Below are 16,222 nucleotides of genomic sequence, written 5' to 3'. Positions count from 1 at the left end.
CTCGCGCCCCCGCGGGCATCAAACCGGCCCCGCGAGGGCGGCGAGGCGTGCCGCGGCCTCGAATTCCGCCTGCCGGAGGGCCTGGCGCGCTTCCGCCTCCGCGTCGCCGCCCCAGACGCTCGCCTGATAGGTCTCGTCCACATGGGCCGCGGCCCAGGCCGCGGCCGGGCTCAGATGCGCCCGCAGCACCGCCAGGGCGAGGACGAGCGATCCGGTCAGCGTCGTCAGCGTGTGCAGCGCGGCGAGCCTGAACGGGCCCTCGGTTTCCACGATGGCCCGGCGCAGCGCCGCGACGGTGGTGTCGGGCTGGGTGACGTGCATCACGCCCTCGCCGAGGATGAAGCGGGCGCCGAGCGCCGCGTGCGCCCAGTCGAGGACGGGGTCCCAGGCCTCGGCCTGTGCCCGGACGAGGCGGTCCGGCTCGCCGGCCCGATAGGCGAGCAGATCGGTTCCCGCATAGGCCGAGAGGTCGTCCACCACCGCGTCGCGGCGCGGCGCAACACCGTCGATGGCGGTATTGGCGAGCCGCGTCAGCGGCATGGTGGCGGGATCGATGACCGCGACCTGCGCGCCCCATTCGGCGGCCACGGCCTCGGCCAGGCCCGGCGTCGGCAGGACCAGGGCGTTGCGGGCCGGCGTGTTGGCCGGGCGGCCGTCGAGGGTCAGGCGAAAGCCGCCCGCATCCGGGGCGAGACCGGCCCGCTCGTAGAAGCGCTTGGGCAGCGCGGGCTTGGACGGGCCGCGGGCCGCGCGGGTCGGGTCGGGCGGGGGGGCGCCGCCGGGGCTGCCAAGCCAGTCGGGTGTCGGATCGTCGCTCATGCGGCCTCAGATAGGGTATCGGCGCAGCGGCTGCGAGCGCCCCTGTGCGCTCAGGGCCGGACCGCCGGAGCGCGGGCGGGCCCCGGGAACAGCGCCTCGAGATCCGCCGCGGTCTCGACCACGATGGAGGCGCCGGCGCCGAAGAGCGCCCCCACCGGATGGTAGCCCCAGGACACGCCGACCGCGGCGGTGCCGGCATTCACCGCCATCGTCATGTCGTAGGTGGTGTCGCCGATCATCACCGTGGCGCCGGGCTCGGCACCGGTCTCGGCCATGGCCCGCATCAGCATGGCGGGGTCCGGCTTCGAGGGCGCGTCGTCGGCGCTCTGGGTGGTGGCGAACCACCCCTCCCAGCCATGGGTCTCGATGAGGCGGTCGACGCCGCGCCGGGCCTTGCCGGTGGCGATGCCGAGCCGCACGTCGTCGCGCGCGTGGAGGCGGGTCAGCAGCTCGCCCATGCCGGGGAACAGCGGCTCCTCGTAGTTCGGGTCGATGCGCAGGATGTTGAAGGCGCGCTTGTAGCTCTCCGAAAGGCCCTCGATCGGCCCGTCGTCGCCGACCAGGCGGCGGAAGGCCTGTGGCAGGGACAGGCCCACCACCGAGAGCGACTCGCTCCGGCTCGGCGCCGTCAGGCCGTGTTCGGCGAAGGCCATGACCTGCGCCGCGACGATGAGATGCTGGCTGTCGACCAGGGTTCCGTCGACGTCGAAGACGATGAGCTTCAAGGAAGCGACCTCGCCATGCGGGTGGCTCTCCTCACGGCTGGCGGGCGGGCGCCGGCTGCGGCTGCCCGGTGCGGGGCCGGTCGTAACCGAGCTTGCACCGGACGAGGAAGCGGCGCCGCGCGCCGCCCCGCAGACCGCGGGCATGGGACATGCGATTGCAGGCCGCGTAGGAGGGCCGGCGCGACCGTCCGGTCTGCGCGGCACCGCGGCCGCCGCTCGTGCCGGAGACCTGACCGGTCCCGGGGGCCCGGGCCGCGCCCTGGGCCGCGGGCTGCGTGGCGGCCGGGGGCGTCTGGGGCTGACCCGGCGGCTGGGTCTGGGTCTGAATTTGGCCCTGCGGCCGGTTCTGTGCGGGCGGCCCGGCCTGCGCCAGCGCCCGGATGCCGAAACCGGGGCCGGCCCCCCAACTCGAAAGGGCGAGGAGCGCACAGCCGATCACGGTCGCGGGCGTCAGGATCGTGTCTCGATGCATCGTGGCGCGACAGTCCTTGGCCGGCGGCGAGGCGCCGACCGGGATGGATCGAGAGGATAAGGCATGGCGGGCGCTTGCCAAGGTCCAACCCGGGCGCCCGCCCCGCCTCGTCCTCCGGCGAGGTGCCGCACCTCCCGACGGGCGGCGGGGACATTCAGGCCTCGGGCGCCTCCACGATGGGGTCGTAGCGAGACGCGTCGAAGCCGAGCAGGTTCCAGCTCTGCGCCATATGCGGCGGAAGCGGGGCCGTGACGTCCACCGGCTGCCCGGTGCGCGGATGCGGGATCACGATTCTGCGCGCGAGCAGGTGCAGGCGGTTCTGGATGCCGCCCGGCAGCTCCCAGTTCTCGATGCTGAAATATTTGGGATCGCCGACGATGGGGTGCCCGATATGCGCGGCGTGCGCGCGCAGCTGGTGCGTGCGCCCGGTCACCGGCTTCAGCGACAGCCAGGACAGCTTCTGCGCCGCGTTGTCGACCATGGCGTAGTAGGTCAGGGCGTGCGCGGCCCCCTCATCGCCGTGCTTGGCCACCCGCATGCGCGCATCCGCGTCCGTGGGCTCCTCCTTGGCGAGGTAGGTCGAGATCCGGCCCTGCGCCACCCGCGGCACGCCGGCGGTGAGGGCCCAGTAGACCTTGCGGGCCGAGCGCGAGCGGAAGCTCTTGGCCAGGGTCGCGGCGGCGAGCCGCGTCTTGGCCACGATGAGGCAGCCGGCCGTATCCTTGTCCAGGCGATGCACGAGGCGCGGCTTCTGCCCGTCCTTGCCGGTCAGCGCCTCGAGGAGTCCGTCCACGTGGCGCACGGTGCCGGAGCCGCCCTGCACCGCGAGGCCGAAGGGCTTGTTCAGGATCATCATCTCGGCATCCTCGTAGAGGATGAGCGAGCGGATGAAATCGGCGTCGGTGGCGTCCTTCGCGGCCGAGCGGGGCCGCTCGCCCTGCGCCTCGAGCTTGAGCGGCGGCACGCGCACGCTCATGCCGGGCTCCAGCCGGTCGTTGGGCTTGGCGCGCTTGCCGTCGACCCGGAGTTCGCCCTTGCGCACGATGCTCTGGACGCGGGTGAAGGGAAGCTGGGGGAAGCGGGTCGTCAGGAAGCGGTCGATCCGCATCCCGGCCTCGTCTTCCTCCACCGTGAGGGTCTGGACGCCGGAGGCCAGGGTGGCCGAGGCGGCCGCGCGCTGCTCGCGCCGGGTCGGTCCCTCCGGCGCCGGTGCGGTCTCGCGCGAGGGGGCGCCCGGGCGCCGTGCCGGCGCCGCGCCCGCCGGCGCCGGGCGCTCGGCCCGGGTCCGCGGTGCGCGCCGGGGCGCCTCCTCGAACGCCTCGGGGGCATCCCGCGGGGCCGCCTCGCGGTCGCTCGCCTCCTGGCCGGGGCGCCAGGGCGCGTGCTTGGCCGCGGCGTCGCCGCGGCCCTGCGCCGCGCGCTGGGCGGCATCGAGGGCGCTGGTGCGCGGACCCGTGCGCTCGCGGTCCGGCCGCCGGAAGGCACCCGGCTTGCCCGGCCGGGGCGAGCGGCCGGGAGGGGCGCCGCGGCCCGGACCGGCGCCCTTGCGCCCGGAGCCGCCGCGTGAAGGTGGTCGTGTGGTCATGGCCTGCTCGTAACACCGGCCGGCGCCGCCACAAAGGGCGCGGGGCCCGGGGCGCCGTCGCGGGCGCGCTTTTCCCGCCGTTCGCCCGCCGTCAGGCCGCGCGCCGGGCCGCCTCCAGGGTCAACCCGGTGCCGACGGAACCGAAGGTGTCGCCGTCGACCACGCGCGCGTTCGGCACGCCGGCGGTCAGGGCGGCGCGGACATGGGGCAGGCCCGTGGAGCCGCCGGTGAGGAAGATCGCGTCGATGCGGTCCGCCGTCAGGCCGGCCTGCGCGAGGCAGCGGGCGATCCGCTCGGCGATTCGGCGGGCGAGTTCGTCCGTATGGGTGACCAGGCCCGTCCGGTCGATCTCGGCGCCCAGATCCGTCTCGACCCAGTCCAGGTCGATCCGGCCCCGCCCCGCCTCCGAGGTCGCGATCTTGGCGCCCTCGACCTCCATCGCCAGGGAGTGGCCGCGCTCGGCCTCCACCACGGTGTGGAGCCGCGCCAGGAGCTCGGGGCGCTGCGCGTCGCGGCGGACCTCCTCGATCTCGCGCAAGGTCCTGGCGTTGTAGAGGCGGTTGATGCTCGACCAGGTGGCGAGGTCGTGGAAGTAGCCCGAGGGCACGTCGATGTCGCCGCGATTCATCGCGCTGCCGAGGCCGAGGAGCGGCATCACGGTGCCGAGGCTGAGACGGCGGTCGAAGTCCGTCCCGCCGATGCGGACCCCGTCATTGGCCAGGATGTCGCCGCTGCGGTCGGGCCGCGCGTGCCGCTCCGGAGAGAGCCGCACGATCGAGAAGTCCGAGGTACCGCCGCCGATATCCGCGATCAGGGCGATTTCCTCCGACCGGACCTGCTGCTCGTAGTCGAGGGCCGCCGCGATCGGCTCGAACTGGAAGGAGACGTGACGAAAGCCGATGCCGAGGGCGATCGCCCGCAGGGCATCCTCGGCCCGGGCGTCACCCTCGGGGTCGCCGTCGACGAAGTGGACCGGCCGGCCGTGGACCACGGTGTCGAGGACGCGGCCGGTCTCGGTCTCCGCCCGCGCCTTCACGGCCGCGAGGTAGCGCCCGATCACGTCCCGGAACTTGATGCGCTCGCGGCCGACGGGGGTCGTCTCCTCCAGAAGGGAGGAGCCCAGCACCGACTTGAGGCTGCGCATGAGCCGGCCCGGCGTTCCCTCCAGGTACTCGGCCATGGCGGCGCGGCCGACGAAGGGGGCCTGCCCCGGCGGGAAGAAGATCGCACTGGGGATCGTGAGGTGGCGCCCCTCCAGGGGCACGAGCTGCGGGCGCTGTCCCGTGACGAGGCCGAGGGTTGTGTTCGAAGTGCCGAAATCGAGGCCGCAGGCCGCCATGGAGGTCTCCGGACGTCAGGTCCGCTGGTAGGAAGGGCCGCCGGCCTACAGGCTGCTGTGCGCCCGGTCTACCGCCCTCGTCGCTCGCGCCCGGTTTCCCTCCGGCACCGGAGCGGGGGCGGCGAGGGGTCGCCTGCGCCGTCCGCTCGCCTCGGCGTTGCCGATCGCGCGGAGCCTCAGCCCTCCCCGAGATAGCGCAGGCGCAGGTGACTCAGGAAATCTTCCGCGCCGAGGGGTTTGCCGGAGGCGGCGACCAGCAGGTCATCGGTTTCGAGGAGGCAGCCGCGGCCATGGACGGCCTCGCGCAGCCAGCCGCGCAATCCTGTGAAATCGCCCCTGGCGAGATCGGTCGGAAGGTCGGGCATCCGCTCCCCGGCGGCACGAAACAGCTGGGCCGCCGCCATCGCGCCGAGGGTATAGGTCGGGAAGTAACCGAAGCTTCCGCTCGGCCAGTGGATGTCCTGCAGGCAACCCTGCCGGTCGTCCGGGACGGTGAGCCCGAGGAGATCGCGCAGGCCGTCGTTGAAGGCCCCGGGCAGGTCCGCCACCGCGAGGTCGCCCGCGATCATCGCCGTCTCCAGGGCGTAGCGCAACAGGATGTGGGCCGGGTAGGTCACCTCGTCGGCATCGACCCGGATGAGCCCCGGCGCGACGCGGGTGTAGTGGCGATGCAGGTTCTCGGCGCTCCAGGCGGGCCCTTCCCCGCCGAAGGCCTCCGCCAGCACGGGCGCGAGATAGGCGCAGAATTCGGCCGAACGGCAGGCCTGCATCTCCACCAGCAGCGACTGGCTCTCGTGCAGGGTCATGCCCCGGGCCGTCCCCACGGGCTGGTGATGCCACGCGGCTGGCAGGCCCTGCTCGTAGAGGGCGTGGCCGGTCTCGTGCAGTACGCCCATCAGGGCGCCGGAGACGTCGGCGACATCGTACCGGGTGGTGATCCGGACGTCGTCGGTGGCGCCCCCGCAGAACGGATGCAGGCTGACGTCGAGCCGGCCCCGTTCGAAATCGAAGCCGACGGCCCGCATCAGGCGCACGCCGACCGCCTTCTGCGTCTCGACCGGGAACGGGCCGGGCAGCGGCAGCGGCGCCGGCTCCCCCGCCTGGCGGTCGCGGGCCGCCGCGATCAGACCCGGCAACGTCGCGCGCAGATGCGCGAACAGCGGGTCGATCGCGGCGCGACGCATCCCGGGATCATAACCGTCGAGGAGCGCGTCGTAGGGATCGAGGCCGAGGGCGGCGCCCTTCGCCTCGCCGACCGCCCGCTGCAGGCGCAGGGTCTCGGCCAGGGCCGGCGCCAGCATCGCGAAATCGGATTGCGCCCGGGCCTCGCGCCAGATCATCCCGGATTGCGACGACGCCTTGGAACTCGCCGCCACGAGATCGGCCGGCACCGCCGAGGCATGGAGATAGGCTCGGCGCATCTCGCGCAGGTTCGCCCGCTCCCACGCGCCGAGGCCCGGGGATTCGTCGAGGGCCTGGGCGATCAGGTCGCCGGTCTCCGCCGCCGTCAGGATCTCGTGGCCGATGACGGCCAGTTGCGCCAGCTGCTCGGCCCGCATGGGGGCCGCACCGGTGGGCATCAGCGTCTGCCGGTCCCAGTAGAGAAGTCCGGCCGCGTCGCCGAGGACGCCGAGGCGGGTGAAACGGGCGGAGAGTAGGGAATAGGCCTGCATGGTGTGCGGGTGCTTCCTCGCGTGTCCCTGGCCCGCGCCCGGCACGGCCGGGGCCGGCGGCAGAGCGGACGTTTCATGGGTCTAGGCCCCGCGGTCGGCGCGATACCGTCGCGGCGTCGTGCGTGACCCCACCATGCCGGCGGCTCGGGTGCAAGGTCGGTGCAAGGTCGTTGCAAGGTCGGCTCCTGCGCGTACCGCCGACCCTGCTCCGCCCCCTGCGCCCGAAGCTTTCTCGGTCCGATCAGGCAGACTCCGATCAGGCAGATTCCGATCAGGCAGACTTGGCCACTGTTCGAAACAGGTTCGCCTGCGCCGGCCGGCAATTAACACCGTGTTAGCCGCAGGGCTTCAATCTGATCGACATGGATAACCTGCCTCTTCCATTCAGCCACGACTCCGCTGTCTTCGACTTCAGCGAGCTCCCGGTGTCGTCGGGCACCCGCCCCGTCATGGCCCCCGGGCCCGCAGCGGTTCCGGATCCGGAATCGGACGGATTGGAACTGAGGCCCATCCTCCGGAAGCTGTTCCCGTGGATCAGCGCCCAGGTGGTGGCGGCACTCGGGCTCGGCACCTGCCTCGCGCAGGCGATGCCGCCGGCCCCCTCGAAGCCGATGCTCGGCGACGACATGAATTTCGCCCTGCGCCTCAGCGAGGCGTCCGACGCGATCGGACCCGTGCCGCACGCGATCCGCGACGGTTTCCACCTCCGGATCGGCTCGATCGACTGACGCATCTTCGCCCCCCGCGACGCGCGGGCAGGCGCGCCCGGCCGCGCCAGGGCTTTTCGCCGAAGGCCTTGTCGCGGAAGAGCTTTTCGTGGAAGGCCTCGTCGCGCCGAGGGTGGCCGGCCATCGTCGGGCCGGGTCGCCCTGCGGACCCGGCCTCCGGGGCGATCGACCGGATGCCGGGTCGGTTGCGTCGACGAACGTCCTGGCGCCGGCCGTACCTAGTGAAGGTCGTAGTGGAAGGCGAAGTTCGACGCCGTCAGGCTCTCCGCGACCACGCCCTTCAGCAGGATATGATCGGCGGGGCTGAAGGTGATCAGGGTGTCGTGACCCGTGGTCTGCATCATCCCCTTCAGCTGCGCGAAGTTCGACGCCAGGGTGGCGTTGAGATCGATCACGTCGTGACCGACGCCGGTTCCCGCATCGAAGCCGGTCACCGCACTGCCGCCGAACGCCTTCTCGAAGACCAGCGTGTCGCTCTGTCCCTTCAGGGAGATCGACTCCGCGGGTCCATCGACCTTGAAGGCAAAGTTCGAGCCGTTGACCGTCACCATGTGCGAGCCGTCGGCCTTCGTCACGTCGAGGTAGAGGCTCTTCGCATCGGTGCCGTACTTCTCGTGGTAGGCCACGTAGTCCCGGCCGGTGACGCCGTTGGCGTAGACCTCGTAGGACTTGTCGGCGTGCAGGACGGTCTTGTTGATGAGGGTGCCGGCCGCGTCGTAGGTCTCGGTGGTGGTGTCGAGCCCGACGACCTTCTTCATCGCCAGGCTGCCATCGGCCCGGAACTGCTCCTGCAGGACGACCTTGCCGGCGCTGTCGGTGCTGGTATGGGCCGAGGTGTAGTCCCGGCCCGTGATGCCGGCGAGATAGACGTCGGTGGACTTGTCGGCGTGCAGGATCGTTTTGTTGGTGAGAACACCGGCCGCGTCGTAGGTCTCGGTGGTGGTGTCGAGCCCGACGACCTTCTTCATCGCCAGGCTGCCATCGGCCCGGAACTGCTCCTGCAGGACGACCTTGCCGGCGCTGTCGGTGCTGGTATGGGCTGACGTATAGTCCCGGCCCTTGATGCCGGCGAGATAGACGTCGGTGGACTTGTCGGCGTGCAGGACGGTCTTGTTGGTGAGGGTGCCGGCCGCGTCGTAGGTCTCGGTGGTGGTGTCGAGCCCGACGACCTTCTTCATCGCCAGGCTGCCATCGGCCCGGAACTGCTCCTGCAGGACGACCTTGCCGCTACTATCGGTGCTGGTATGGGCCGAGGTGTAGTCCCGGCCGGTGATGCCGCCGAGATAGACGTCGGTGGATTTGTCGGCGTGCAGGATCGTCTTGTTGGTGAGGGTGCCGGCCGCGTCATAGGTCTCGGTGGTGGTGTCGATCCCGACGACCTTCTTCATCAGCAGGCTGCCGTTGGCCCGGAACTGCTCCTGCAGGACGACCTTGCCGGCGCTGTCGGTGCTGGTATGGGCGGAAACGTAGTCCCGGCCCTTGATGCCGGCGAGATAGACGTCGGTGGACTTGTCGGCGTGCAGGACGGTCTTGTTGATGAGAACGCCGGCCGCGTCGTAGGTCTCGGTGATCTTGTCACCGTTGGCGGCGGGCGGTGAAGTGGGCGGCGTGGGAGCCGGCACGACCGGCGCCGGCGCGACGGGGGCGATCTCGACCGGCACCGGATTGGCGATCGGGGTCGGCTTGGCGGAGTTCAGGCCGACCGAATCTGCCGAGACCAGGGAAGCGCCGATGCCGCCCGACACGGCCGTGAGCGTCTCGACGATCGAGGCGCCACCCGTCGGTGCGGTCGTGATGTATTTCTCCCCCGAATTCAGGGTCATGTTCCAGTTGTTATACAGGTGCGTTGCCTTGGAGGGCGCGTAGAATGTGTTGTTGTAATGATAGTCGCCGACCTGCTTGAAGAAAGAGTCGCCGGTATTCATGTACATGACGTTGTCGTGGAAGGAGAGTTCGCCCTTCTGGGAGGGCGCATCCAGGAAGACGCTGGCCATCTGCTTGGCGCTGTTGTTCTGGTCGATGATGGTGTTGTTGCTGGCGTCGACATTCTTGAACGTGCTGGCGAAGTTTCCACCGCCGTTGTGCAGCACGAGGAAGCCGGTGTTGTTCAGGCTGACGTTGTTCGAGATCGAAATGTTGGTCAGGGTGCTCTTGAACCCGCCGGCCTCGATGAAACCGACGCTGTTCTCGACCCAGTTGTTGTGGATCTTGATGTTGTCCATCGAGCCGAACAGCTCGATGCCGCCGCCATCGTTTTTGTAGTCGAAGCTCGGCGCCTTGGCGTTGACGATCTTGGTGTACGAGACCTCGTTGTTGCTGTTGGCGATCATCACCCCGACGGCGCCGTAATCGTCGTCGTAGACGTTGGCCGTGTTCTTGATCATCTTCAGGTCGTGGAAGTAGCTGCGCGTGACGAGGTTGTCGGTGCCGACGAGCATCACGCCTTCGCCGACGTTGCTCGCCTCGACGTTCTGGATCGTGATGTGGCTGGCGGACTTGCTGACGTTGACCCCGGCCTGTCCGGCGCCGGTGATGTTCAGCCCGTCGATGACCACGTACTTGGCGTTGCCGACATAGATCCCGTCGGAATAGCCCGTGGCCGTGTTGGTGATGGTCGGGGCGGGGCCGCTGCCGTAGCTGGTGAAGGTGATGGGGGCCTTCTCGGTGCCCGATGCGCTGATGGTGAGCGCGCCCATGCCGGCGGCCGAGGTGGTGTAGGCGGTGCCGGCCTTGAAGGCGACGGTATCACCGGCCTGGAGCTTGAGCTTGTTGACCGCGTCGAGGCTGGTCAGGGGCGCGTCGGCCGAGAGGCCGCTCTTGTTCGAGCCGCCCGTGAAAGAAGAGTCGACGTAGTAAATCGTCATCGCGTTTATGGCCTTCCGGCAAGAACATCCGTGATGACCCCCTTATACAAGATACAACTTGCCCTATTTTCAGGAAAACCAGTAAAATTCGAGCTCTCTTTTCAGATTGTGTTAACGATCGTGCGGCGACGACGGGTAGGCGCGATCGCGCGCCGGCCCCGAGGCCGACACGGGTGTTCGCCCGATGGGTCCGATCGGTGCGGCGAAGCTTCAGTCCTGCTCGGACCGGCGCTGCCGGCGCAAGGCTTCCCAATGGGCGAGGCGCTCGGTGTAGCGGCTCTCCATGCCCCGCTCCGTGGGGGCATAGAAGTGCTGGCGACCGAGCTTTTCCGGCCAGTAATCCTGGCCCGAGAAGGCGTCGGGCTCGTCGTGGTCGTAGCGGTAGCCCTCGCCGTAGCCGATCTTGCGCATCAGCTTCGTCGATCCGTTGAGGATGGTCCGGGGCGGCGGCAGGGAGCCGTGCTCCTTCGCCACGCGCGTGGCGGCCTTGTAGGCCTCGTAGACCGCGTTCGATTTGGGCGCGCAGGCGAGATAGACCGTGACCTGGGCGAGCGCCAGTTCGCCCTCCGGCGAGCCCAGGAAGTCGAAGGCGTCCTTGGCGGCGGTGGCGACCACGAGGGCCTGCGGATCGGCGAGCCCGATATCCTCCACCGCCATGCGCACGAGGCGCCGGGCGATGAACAGGCGGTCCTCGCCCCCGTCGAGCATCCGGCAGAGGTAGTACAGAGCCGCATCCGGGTCGGAGCCGCGCACGGTCTTATGCAGCGCGCTGATGAGGTTGTAGTGCCCCTCCTGGGACTTGTCGTAGATCGGGGCGCGCCGCTGGATGATCGCCTGCAGCTGATCGGCGTCGAAGATCTCGCCCGCCTTGGCCGAGCGCCAGACCTCCTCGACGAGGGTGAGCGCGGCGCGCCCGTCCCCGTCGGCCATGCGGACCAGCACGCCCCGCGCCTCCGCGTCGAGCGGCAGCGTGCGGCCGGTCAGGGCTTCCGCCCGCACCAGCAGCTTGGCGATGGCCGCGTCGTCCAGGGCGCGGAACAGCAGCACCCGCGCGCGCGACAGGAGCGCGGCGTTCAGCTCGAAGGACGGGTTCTCGGTGGTCGCGCCCACCAGCGTCACCGTGCCGTCCTCCATGACGGGCAGGAAGGCGTCGAGCTGCGCCCGGTTGAAGCGGTGGATCTCGTCGACGAAGAGCAGGGTGCCCCGGCCCATCGCCCGGCGCCCGCGGGCCGCCTCGAACACCTTCCGGAGTTCGGCGATCCCTGAGAAGATCGCCGAGATCTGCTCGAAATGCAGGTCGGTCTCGTGGGCCAGCAGGCGTGCCACGGTGGTCTTGCCGGTGCCGGGCGGCCCCCAGAACACCAGCGAGCCGAAGGACCGGGCGTTCAGGAGGCGGGTCAGCGCCCCGTCCGGCCCGGTCAGGTGCTCCTGCCCCACCACCTCGTCCAGGGTCTTCGGGCGCAGGGCATCGGCGAGGGGGCGGGGGGCGGCCTGGGAGAGGCCGGCGGAGGCGAAGAGGTCGGACATCCGCGCATCAAAGACGCGGGTGCCCGCCGCCCGCAACTGGGAAATGCGCGCCCTCCCCGGCCGGCGACGGGTCCGGTCGGGGCGTCAGCCCCCGAACATCGAGGTCATCACCTCGCCGCCGCGGTTGATCGAGACCTCCCACATGTTGAGGCTGTTGCGGGTGATCCGCTCCAGGTCCTTCGTGGTGGCGATCGGCATGCCGTTGATCGCGACGATCATGTCGCCCTTCTGCAGGCCGGCCCGCGACGCGATCGAGCCCTCGTCAACGCCGGCGACCGCGACGCCCTCGGCGGGGAAATCCGCCTGAAGCTCCTCGGCCACCGCCGGCGAAGTGTTCACCAGGGTCGCGCCGAGGAAGGGCGAGCGGGTGCGCACCTTGAGGGTGTCGCGCGGGCGGGTCTCGGGGGCGGGGCTGAGCTTCACCGCCACGGTCGAGCGGCCGCTGCCGCGCAGGATGCCGAACTGGGTCTGGCCGCTGAGACCCTTCAGGGCGAAGCGGTAGCCGAAGGCCTCCGGATCGTCGACGCTCTTCCCGTCCACCGTGAGGATGAGGTCGCCGCGCTTCAGGCCGGCCTCCTCCGCCGGGCTCTTGGCCTGGAGGCTCGCCACCAGCACGCCGGTGGGATGGTCGAGCCCCATGCTCTCGGCGATGTCGGGGGTCACGCTCTGGACCCGCGCGCCGAGCCAGGGGCGACGCACGGCGGTGGCCCCGCCCTTGGCCGTCTCCACCACGGCGCGGACCATGCTGGCGGGAATGGCGAAGCCGATGCCGTGGCTGCCGCCGGATTGCGAGTAGATCGCGGTGTTGATGCCGACCAGCTGGCCCTGGAGGTTGACCAGGGCGCCACCGGAATTGCCGGGATTGATCGCCGCATCCGTCTGGATGAAGAACTGGTAGTCGGAGGAGCCGACCTGGGTGCGCGCGAGCGCCGAGACGATGCCTTGCGTCACGGTCTGGCCGACGCCGAACGGGTTGCCGATCGCCATCACGAAATCGCCGACCTCGAGAGATTCGGAATCGCCGAAGGCCATCGGGATGAGGCCGCCGGACGGGCTCTTGATCTTGACCACGGCGAGATCGGTGCGGGGGTCGCGCAGCACGATGGTGGCCTCGAACTCGCGCCGGTCGGCGAGGGCGATGCGGACCTCGTTCATGTTCTCGATGACGTGGTTGTTGGTGATGACGAGGCCGGATTCGTCGACGATCACGCCGGAGCCCAGGGACTTCTGGGCCCGCTCGCCCGGTGCGCCGCCGCGCCCGCGGCCGCCGCCATTGTCGCCGAAGAAGCGCCGCATGAACTCGTCCATGGCGCTGCGGCTCTGGCCCCGCGTGTCGACATGCGAGGCGTAGACGTTCACCACCGAGGGAGCGGCGCGCTTCACCACCGGCGCGAAGGAGAGCTGGACCTGGCCCTTGGCCAGAGGGACCGCTTTCTCCGGGACCGCCTTCTCGGGGGCATCCGGCGACTTCATCATCTGCGCCGTGGCGGGCGCGGCGGCGAGCGTCGCGGTCAGCAGCGGAACGAGCAGAAGGGATGTGCGCGGCATGGAAACTCCCGGAACCTGGGCGTGGCGGCCCTGCCCCGATCTGGGGCGCGGCCGCGACGGATTGCGGGATATCTAGACGGGTCGGGCCGCCGGCGCGAGGGGCGCCGGGGGCCGGGTCTCTCAGCGCCGGGCGAGCGAGCCGGTGAAGCGGCCGGCCCGCTTGGCGAGGGCGGCAAAGCAGCTCAGCGAGGCATCGGCGGCCCGCTGCATCTCGGTCACCTGGAGGCGGAGCGCATCGGCCGGGGTCTTGGCGCCCGAGAGCGCCTGCCAATGGGCCACCGCCGCGGCGCTCTCGCCCCGCAGGTAGGTCAGCAGCGTGGTGTTCACCTCGCCGAGCTCACCCATCACTTCGGAGATCCGCGGCGCTTTCGCCAATTCGGTGCGCTTGCCGACGGAAGCCTGCACGCCGGTGACCGCGGGGAGCGCCGCCGACGGGCCGTCGGACATCGTCTCGGGCGAGGCCTGATCGGGCAAGTCCTGATCGGGCGAGGCCTGATCTGGCAAATCCTGATCGGGCAGAACCTGAACGACGGCCTCGACGGTCTGCGTCGCAACCTCGAGCGTCTCATTCGCCGCCGCCGCCGATGCGCCGACCTCCTCCGGCACCACGGTGAGGTCCTCTGCGCGTTCGGAGGTCTCCGACCCGGTGCTCACGGATTCGTCGGCGGCCGGGGCGGTCTCGCCCTCCCCGCCGCCGGCCGCCGCCAGGGCATCCGGCGAGACGCCCTCGAGAAGCGTCTCGTGAACGCTCGGCGCCTGTTCGGGTCCGGCCGGGAGGTCGTGGTCACCCGCGCCGGCGCCGTGCACGATGTCAGCGGTCATCGATCCCTCCTCCGGGATGCCTGCCGTCCCTGGCTGCGTTGCGGATCGGTCCTGCGCTCGGGAGGGCGTCTTGCGCCGTCTTGCCATGGCTCTGTCTCCTTGCCGTTTCAGGCGAAAGAATAGCCCGAATCGGCGGGATGGTGTGCGGGCCGACGCCGCACCCCGGTACCGCCCCGGGGGGGCGGTCCGGAATCGTCACCCGGGTCCCGGACTTGCCCCGGGTCCGTGACTTGCCGGAAGTCCTGGACTTGCCGGAAGTCCTGGACTTGCCGGAGGTTCCGGACTTGCCGCAGGTGCCGGACTTGCGCGCCGCGCTCAGGCGGACGGGCGCAGGGTGTTCTGGGCCAGCGTGCCGAGGTCCTTGGCCTGCGCCTGCAGATTGGCGATCCGGCTGCGGAAGAATTCGCTCTGCAGTTCCATCGCCTCGCGGATATCCCGGGTGCGCACCAGCTTCTGGGCGAAGTCGAAGGTCGCGGCGGCGTTCTCCTGGACCTGATCGAGACCCTTGGCGACGACGGTCTGCATCGATTCCTGAACCGACTTCGACGTGGTCTGCATCTGCTCGGCGGTCTTGAGAGCGTTGCCGAAGAGGGTGCTGACGGCGGTGCGGGCCTGATCGACGCTCTTCTCGGCGAGCGTGCGCATCTCGGCGGGGATCTCGAAGGTCTGACCGTTCATGTCCGTTCTCTCCACTCACGACCGAATCGTTCGGTGCGTTGCGAGAGATTTATGTTGCGGTGCAATATGGAGGTCAAGACGCCTGACCCGGAAAGTTGCAGAATTGTGCCAATTTTCCGGTTTGCCTTCAAGCCGCGGAATCGATGCCCCTCGGGTTCGCACCCGCGGAGCGTCCGGTCCGGGCGCCGAGGATGCGCTCGTAGACCGTGATCAATGCGGCCGCGTGGGCGTCCAGGGTCATCGGGGCCGCCCAGTACCGGGCATGGGCCGCGGCGCCGAGCCGGGCGGTCAGGCCGTCGTCGCGGAATGCCGCCGCGGCCTTCGCCCAGGTCTCCGGTTCCGGCGAAGCGGCATAACCGTTCACGCCGTCGGCGACCTTCTCGGAGGCGCCGGACCGCGTCGAGGCGATGACCGGGATGCCGTGGGCCAGGGCTTCGTAGACCGTCAGCGGCCCGGTCTCGTACCAGCGCGACGGGGCGGCGATCGCCCGGGCACGCCGGCGCAGGAGCGACCAGACGGCGTCCGGTTCCTGCCAGCCGATGAGCTCGACCCCGGGGCGGGCCCGCAATTCGTTCTCCAGGGGGCCGGCTCCGATGAACAGGGCCGGAAGTCCGGCGGCGCCTGCGGCCGCGGCCACCAAGTCGGCGCCCTTCTCCCGCGTCAGGCGCCCGACATACGCGATGGCATCGCCCCGGGCCGGATCGGCGGGGGCCTGCCGGCCCACCCGCACCGGGTTGTCGACCCGGTGGTGGGTGAGCGCCAGCCCCTCCAGCAAGGCGCCCATCCGGGCGACGCTCGCGTCGCAGACATGGATGACGTCCAGCCGCCGCCGCTTCAGGGCGGCGCGCAAGGAGACCGAGCGGCCGACGCGCACGAGCTTGTGGAGCCGGCTCCGGCCGTCGCAGGGCGCGGCGATGCAGGCGGCCGAGAGCGGTGTCAGGGTGCAGGGCTCGGCCTGGTCGAAGCGGTAATAGACCCCGTTCGGGCAGGCGAGGAAGTAGTCGTGCAGGGTCGCCACCACCGGGACGTCGCGGGCGAACAGGGCGGGGAAGACGCTCGGCGATAGGCTGCGCGTCCACTGGTGGAGGTGGATCAGGTCCGGCCGCACCGGCAACCCGTCGAGGGCGGCCCCGAGCCGGGCGGCCGCCTCCGCGCTCCAGAGCCCGTCCAGGGCGGCGCGATGGGCCGGGCGCTGCCAGATATCGGTGTTGCCGAGGCTCAGGCGGCGGATCCGGGGATGGTCGAGGAGCGGATCCACCGGCCCGTCGATGGCCTGGATGTACGTGACGTCGATCCCCGCCTCGGCGAGGCCGCGGGCGGATTCGACCGCGACCTTCTCGGCGCCGCCGCTCGCCACCGCGAACTCGGCCAACACGACGATCTGCATGGAGAGGCCCGACGATCTGGCAATGCCCAAGGAATCCGCAGCGGTCCGCGCGAGA

Annotated in this window: 13 protein-coding genes; 1 reads left to right on the top strand and 12 read right to left on the bottom strand. The window is 70.6% G+C overall.

Annotated elements, in window-relative coordinates:
- Positions 1–18: 18 nt before the first annotated feature.
- The 6 genes from ACXJY8_RS04615 to ACXJY8_RS04590 form a co-directional block, all read right to left on the bottom strand.
- Positions 19–819, bottom strand: coding sequence for an ATP12 family chaperone protein (locus ACXJY8_RS04615; protein WP_463776585.1), 801 nt, complete (start codon positions 817–819; stop codon positions 19–21).
- Positions 820–869: 50 nt separating this feature from the next.
- A complete protein-coding gene (locus tag ACXJY8_RS04610; RefSeq protein WP_463776583.1) occupies positions 870–1,544 on the bottom strand; it encodes an HAD-IA family hydrolase in 675 nt (224 codons plus the stop codon).
- Positions 1,545–1,575: 31 nt separating this feature from the next.
- Complete coding sequence (locus tag ACXJY8_RS04605; RefSeq protein WP_463776580.1) at positions 1,576–2,016, bottom strand: serine/threonine protein kinase; 441 nt, start codon at positions 2,014–2,016, stop codon at positions 1,576–1,578.
- Positions 2,017–2,170: 154 nt separating this feature from the next.
- The gene (locus tag ACXJY8_RS04600) at positions 2,171–3,601 is read right to left on the bottom strand and encodes an RluA family pseudouridine synthase (protein ID WP_463776577.1); all 1,431 of its coding nucleotides are present in this window, start codon (positions 3,599–3,601) and stop codon (positions 2,171–2,173) included.
- Positions 3,602–3,692: 91 nt separating this feature from the next.
- Positions 3,693–4,940 carry an Hsp70 family protein gene (locus ACXJY8_RS04595; RefSeq protein ID WP_463776575.1) on the bottom strand — a complete coding sequence of 416 codons (1,248 nt, stop codon included), beginning with the start codon at positions 4,938–4,940 and terminating at the stop codon, positions 3,693–3,695.
- 176 nt (positions 4,941–5,116) lie between these two features.
- Positions 5,117–6,613 (bottom strand): carboxypeptidase M32, encoded by a 1,497-nt coding sequence (locus ACXJY8_RS04590; protein WP_463776572.1) that lies wholly within the window; start codon positions 6,611–6,613, stop codon positions 5,117–5,119.
- 494 nt (positions 6,614–7,107) lie between these two features.
- Here ACXJY8_RS04590 and ACXJY8_RS04585 point away from each other — a divergent pair, with 494 nt between their 5' ends.
- Positions 7,108–7,341: a hypothetical protein gene (locus ACXJY8_RS04585; RefSeq protein WP_463776570.1), complete on the top strand. Its 234-nt coding sequence runs from the start codon at positions 7,108–7,110 to the stop codon at positions 7,339–7,341.
- 218 nt (positions 7,342–7,559) lie between these two features.
- Here the strand turns inward: ACXJY8_RS04585 and ACXJY8_RS04580 are convergent, their stop codons facing one another.
- The 6 genes from ACXJY8_RS04580 to ACXJY8_RS04555 form a co-directional block, all read right to left on the bottom strand.
- Positions 7,560–10,205, bottom strand: coding sequence for a right-handed parallel beta-helix repeat-containing protein (locus tag ACXJY8_RS04580; RefSeq protein ID WP_463776568.1), 2,646 nt, complete (start codon positions 10,203–10,205; stop codon positions 7,560–7,562).
- A 210-nt stretch (positions 10,206–10,415) separates the two neighbouring features.
- Entirely contained in the window at positions 10,416–11,732 is a 1,317-nt protein-coding gene (locus tag ACXJY8_RS04575; RefSeq protein ID WP_463776565.1) for a replication-associated recombination protein A, read from the bottom strand.
- Between the two features lie 84 nt (positions 11,733–11,816).
- Positions 11,817–13,280, bottom strand: coding sequence for a Do family serine endopeptidase (locus tag ACXJY8_RS04570; RefSeq protein ID WP_463776561.1), 1,464 nt, complete (start codon positions 13,278–13,280; stop codon positions 11,817–11,819).
- A gap of 120 nt (positions 13,281–13,400) precedes the next feature.
- Positions 13,401–14,102: a hypothetical protein gene (locus tag ACXJY8_RS04565; protein ID WP_463776559.1), complete on the bottom strand. Its 702-nt coding sequence runs from the start codon at positions 14,100–14,102 to the stop codon at positions 13,401–13,403.
- A 315-nt stretch (positions 14,103–14,417) separates the two neighbouring features.
- The gene (locus ACXJY8_RS04560; protein WP_463776555.1) at positions 14,418–14,780 is read right to left on the bottom strand and encodes a phasin; all 363 of its coding nucleotides are present in this window, start codon (positions 14,778–14,780) and stop codon (positions 14,418–14,420) included.
- Between the two features lie 127 nt (positions 14,781–14,907).
- Positions 14,908–16,167 carry a glycosyltransferase gene (locus ACXJY8_RS04555; protein WP_463776550.1) on the bottom strand — a complete coding sequence of 420 codons (1,260 nt, stop codon included), beginning with the start codon at positions 16,165–16,167 and terminating at the stop codon, positions 14,908–14,910.
- Between the last annotated feature and the right edge of the window lie 55 nt (positions 16,168–16,222).

Source organism: Methylobacterium sp. TK31 (assembly GCF_055361545.1).
Note: the sequence above shows the minus strand (reverse complement) of the source record. Positions and strands in the feature narration are given on the sequence as shown.